4 protein-coding genes are annotated in these 5,198 nt (G+C 62.8%); all 4 read left to right on the forward strand.

Going from position 1 to position 5,198, the window contains the following annotated elements:
* Positions 1-535 (forward strand): LptE family protein (locus ABJF10_RS29115; protein WP_348548114.1); only part of this gene is annotated, 535 nt, incomplete at its 5' end.
* Positions 536-556: 21 nt separating this feature from the next.
* Positions 557-1,222, forward strand: a complete 666-nt coding sequence (gene rsmI, locus ABJF10_RS29120; RefSeq protein ID WP_348548115.1) for a 16S rRNA (cytidine(1402)-2'-O)-methyltransferase — start codon at positions 557-559, stop codon at positions 1,220-1,222.
* 149 nt (positions 1,223-1,371) lie between these two features.
* Positions 1,372-2,244, forward strand: a complete 873-nt coding sequence (locus tag ABJF10_RS29125) for an alpha/beta hydrolase (protein WP_348548116.1) — start codon at positions 1,372-1,374, stop codon at positions 2,242-2,244.
* A 322-nt stretch (positions 2,245-2,566) separates the two neighbouring features.
* Positions 2,567-5,179, forward strand: a complete 2,613-nt coding sequence (locus ABJF10_RS29130; RefSeq protein WP_348548117.1) for a hypothetical protein — start codon at positions 2,567-2,569, stop codon at positions 5,177-5,179.
* Positions 5,180-5,198 lie beyond the last annotated feature (19 nt).

The raw sequence follows: 5,198 nt of genomic DNA on the forward strand, positions 1-5,198 counted from the left end.
TCCAATGAGATTCGCTCTTCTTCTTCCCCTCGCAGCTCTGGGCCTGCTCTTGAGCGGTTGTGCCGGCTACAAAATCGGCCCCGTGCAGCCGAAATTCATGGCGGAAATCCACAAGATCGCCATCCCGACTTTCCGCAATGACACGCTGGAACCGCGCGTCGAAGTGCCTCTGGCCACGGCGGTGATCAAGCAGTTCCAACACGACGGCACTTACCAGATCGTCAACGAAAAGGACTCCGATGCCATTCTCGAGGGCTGGCTCGACACCATCCAACGCCGGCCGGCCCGCTCGGTGCGCGGCAACATCCTGCTCACCAAGGAATACACCCTCACCATCCGCTGCCGCTTCAAGCTCACCAATCGAGTCACGGGACTCGTGATCGACGAGCGAACGGTAAGCGGCACCACGAGCTTCTACGCCACCGGTTCGGACTCCGTCTCCCAAGACGTCAACCAGGACGAACGCCAGGCCATTCCGCTGGCGGCGGAAGACATGGCGGTCCAGCTCGTGAGCCAGTACGCCGAGGGCTGGTAAAGGACCGGGAGTTTCGTTCCCGTGCTCTCGCTCGTCGCCACGCCGATCGGCAATCTCAAGGACATCACGCTGCGTGCGCTGGAGACGCTGCAGAGCGCGGACCTCATCGCCTGCGAGGATACGCGTCACTCGGGGAACCTGCTGCGCCACTACGAAATCCACAAGCCACTCATCAGCTATCACGAGCATAATGAAGCGCGGCGCACCGCGGAGCTCATCGAGGAACTCGCCGCCGGCAAGCACATCGCGGTGATCACGGACGCCGGACTGCCGGGCATCAGCGATCCGGGCCACCGCCTGCTGCGGGCCTGCATCGAACGCGGTCTGCCCTACACCATCCTGCCCGGGCCGAGCGCGGTGCTCACGGCCCTCATCGGCAGCGGGTTTCCGGCGGAGGAGTTCTACTACGGCGGCTTCCTGCCGGTGAAAAGCGGCGGACGGGAGCGCGACCTCCTCGCCGCGGCGGCGCGGGAAGTGACCAGCGTCTTCTTCGAGTCACCCCACCGCTTGCTGAAGACCCTCGACGTCTGCGCCCAGCATTTCCCGGAGCGCCGGATCTGCGTCGCCCGCGAACTGACCAAGCAGTTCGAGGAGTTCCGCATCGGCCTCGGCCCGGAACTGCTCGCCCATTACTCGGCGAAGTCGGTGAAGGGTGAGATCGTGTTTCTGGTCAGTGGGACGACCTGAGAAGAATGGCGAACAAATCGCATTTTTATGCCCAAAAATGCTCATTTTCCACAATGGAGCCAATGGAACCAATGGAACCAAATAAAGTTCGATCCGGCCTGATTGAGCTTACCAAGGTTCCATCCATTCCCCTCTCTCCCCTTCCTCCCATGGCTTTCCTTCGCTATTGCAAATTTCTCCTCCTCGCCGCCATCGCGCTCGCTTTTCCCCATCTCGCGCCGGCCTTTGACGCGAAGCGCGACATCGAGTACGCCCGCGTCGGCGAGCTCCCGCTGCTACTCGATGTCTATGTGCCGCCGACCCAGCACGGCCCCCTCATCGTCTATGTCCACGGCGGCGGCTGGCGCGCCGGAACAAAAACCGAAATGCCGCTCGGCCTTCTCCTCCGCGAAGGCTTCGCCGTGGCCAGCGTCGATTACCGGCTCTCCACCCAAGCTGTGTTCCCGGCGCAAGTGCACGACATCAAGGCCGCCATCCGCTTCCTGCGTGCGCAGCAATCCGGACTCGGCATCGATGCGCAGCGCGTCGTCATCGCCGGTTCCTCCGCCAGCGGCCATCTCGCCGCCCTCGTCGGCGTCACCAATGGGAACAAGGAACTCGAAGGCACCGTCGGTCGGAACCTCGACCAATCCAGCGACGTGCAAGGCATCATCAGCCTTTTCGGCGCATCGAATCTCCTGACCATCCTCGACCAGAGCACCGAGCACGGCCGCGAGTTCCGCATCCCCGCGCTCCAGCTCCTGCTCGGCGGACAGCCCACCGAAAAGCCCGACCTCGCGAAACTCGCCAGCCCCGTCGAGCACATCGATGCCCACGACCCGCCCCTGCTCCTCCTCCACGGCGACGCCGACCCGCAAATGCCGCCCGAACAATCAAAGGAACTCGCCGCCGCCTATCAAAAAGCCGGCCTCCCCGTGAAGCTCGTCCTCATCCCCGGCGCCGTCCACGGCGGGAAAGTGTTCTACGACCCCGAGCACACCGCCCTGATGAAAGAGTTCCTCGATTCACTCCCGGCGAAGTAGCGCGGAGACGGCGGAGGACAGCACCGGCTGCCATCGATCGCGTGCTCAAGAAACTCCGGGGCCGCGAGGAACTGCGCGAACCGCGTAAAGTCGGTAGTTATACTTACACTTAGGGCTTATCCCTGATAACTTATGCCTCCTCGAAGGGGTCGTTTGTAACATTCAAGTGACACGAGCCGCGCGACGTTGACGCCGCTGGGAAAGACCCTATTCGTGTCTCCCTATGGAGTTGGCCGCATTGTTTTTTGGTGTGAAGCGCTTCCCCAGTCAAAGCGGTGGGGGAGGCCAGCGGTGGCGCTGGGAGAGTTTTTCCACCATCGTGATGCTGGGCATTCTCCTGGCGATCGCTCCAGCCAAGTCGAGTGCGACGGATCCCGTAGCGGCGCCTCCCTACGATCCGGCGGAGGTCGTGCACGCATTCTCCCAGGATAGTTATATCTTCCCCAATGCCCTTGGAGACGTTGCGGCCAGCGTCACCACGGATAACACCGCTTATCACGCGATCTATTGGAGTGGGGGTGCTCAGCTCTCCGCCGATTTGCTTCACCAGCAGACTATCGGCTACAACGAGTTCGTTTCGGGGGTCAACGATCAGGGCGATGTGTTGGTGCGCGTAGCGAATTTCAACGCGCCCGCTGTCCAATGGCTGCTCTGGCGCACGGGGCGCGGCAACACCGGGCAAACCGTCGTACAGCCGCCCATTCCGGCCGCCACCACCGGCTACGTCTATATGAACCAACAGGGGGACTTGAGTTGGCAGGCTTGGCTCTCCACGGCGTGGCACACTTATCTCTGGCACCCGGGCGACGCGCTGGCCACGGAGGTGCCGAATGCCGGCGGCCAGCCGACGAGTTGGTGGTTGATTCGCAACCGAACTGACCCGCAGGACCCGAGCACCGTCAGCCTCGTCCTCTACAATCAAGCCGGGACTAGCTACCTGTGGAACTCCGCCCAAGGGGCGCAGCCCCTGACCGGATTTCCCGCGGGCGCTTCCTCCATCGTCCCCCAGTTTTGTGATGCGACCGGTAATATCGCCGGCGTCCTCAATCTGGGCGGGCAGTCCAGCCTGCTGTGGTTTTACCGCCAGAGCAGCGGCACGACTTTCGTCTCCAGCCAGGTCTGTAATTCCGGTAACTTTAGCTTCAACAATAGCGGACAGGCGCTCGGCCATCGCCTGTCCGACGGCGCGCCCTGCGTGTGGACGCTGACGGAGGACGGAAGCGGCTCGCTGGGCGAAACGGTGCATGCGCTCCCGCTGCTCCAAACTTCGCAAGGTTTTTGGTCGGGCTCCCCGGGCCAGTTGAACGATTCCGGCGTGGTCATCGGCGTTGGGCCGGGCGCGTTTGATCGGCAGGTACCCATGCTGTGGAAACCCGACGCGACCGGCAACTACGGCCCGCCATTCAAACTCCAGGATTGCCTTCCCGCCCACACTCGCTGGGGATTGAGCGCCGTCTACGATATCGACAACCTCGGCCACATTCTCGGCATCGGCCTGCACGGCGGCGGATACGCCCTGTGGCAATTGCAGCCTTTGCAGGACACCGATGGCAATGGCCTGCCGGATGCGTGGCAGCTCGCCTATTTTTCGCAACTGGGCAACCTGCCCAACGACGATCCCGACCACGACGGGCTGACGAACATCGGCGAATACCACGCGGGGACGGACCCGACCAACCCGGACACCGATGGCGATCTCATTCCCGATGGGTGGGAAGATCTGCACGGTTACAATCCGCTGCTCGCCGCCGACGCCGCTTATCAACTCAAGCATACCGGGCTCACCACCCTGCAGGAATACCAGCACGGCGTCGACCCCTCGCCGCGCTACACCTTGGTCGGGCTGCCGAAAAGCGTCCTCCAATTTGGCTACGGGATGCCACTGCCGACGCTCAACGCCCAGTTGCAGATCGGCATCAATACGCCGATCACCGATGACGATGGCGAGGTGATCGGCAGCCAGGCCTTTCGCCTGAGGTTATCCGGCACGTCCTTTCTCCAGGATCAGATCCACAGTTGGAACTCGGACCAAACCGGCAGCGAGGACAATCACGCCTGGATTTTCAATCTGAACAGCCAGGGTAAAGCGGTCGGTTACGCCATGGATAGCAGCTATGGGTACTATCCGTATCTTTGGTCGGATCATCAGACTGCCACCGGTGGCAAATTGAAGCTGATCACGCAAGGTGGGGGCTACGCCTACAGCGTGAGCGATGGCGCCGATGGCACGGAGAAAGTGGTGGGCATGCGGCCGGTCAGCCAGCACGCCGCGCCCTTTTTCTGGGCGGCCAATGGCGGTACGCCGACGCTGATCGACATCACGCCCAGCGGCTACCCGGGCGGCTTCCGCAGCCTCAGCACCGTGGGGATCAATCCTACCGGCACCCTGGTCTTCGGCAGCTTTCAGGACACCGCCTATCACATGCACGGCTTCCTGTGGGATCCGACGCAGACGCCCCCCGATGGCTTCTCCTTCCCGCCGCGGCCCGATGGCGCCGACTACGCTTTCATCGGAGGCAACAGCCAGGGCGACCTGCTCGGGGTGCGCTATGGCTCGCAGTATCTCACTTGGGATGACCTGCCCTTTTTCTGGAAAGCCGGGCTCACCGCCGCGCCGGTGACGCTGCCCACCCTGGGCGGCGTCTCCGCGACTGCGCGGGCGATGAACAACTCCGGCCTGGTCGTAGGCCTGGGCATGGCGTCCAGCGGCGCGTACCACGGGTTTCTCTGGGATCCCAGCGCCGGACCTGCCGGGCAAATGGTGGACCTGAACGCCCTGATCGACAACCCCAGCAACCTCTGGGAAATCACCGACGCCGCCGCGATCAACGACCACGGCGACATCGTGGCCGAAGTGGTTTTCTACGGCACCTCCAGCACCGACCCCAACATCGTCCCCGTGGCCTGCCCCCGGTTTTTGATCCACTTGCTATGAGAGTTTTTGTGGGTTTTCG

This window comes from Chthoniobacter sp. (assembly GCF_040003245.1).
Classification (GTDB): Bacteria; Verrucomicrobiota; Verrucomicrobiia; order Chthoniobacterales; family Chthoniobacteraceae; genus Chthoniobacter.

What these genes read in the sequence shown, in the direction of transcription:
- ABJF10_RS29125 (WP_348548116.1), top strand. Translation starts at nt 1,372, where the DNA reads ATGGCTTTCCTTCGCTATTGCAAATTTCTCCTCCTCGCCGCCATCGCG.
- ABJF10_RS29130 (WP_348548117.1), top strand. Translation starts at nt 2,567, where the DNA reads ATGCTGGGCATTCTCCTGGCGATCGCTCCAGCCAAGTCGAGTGCGACG.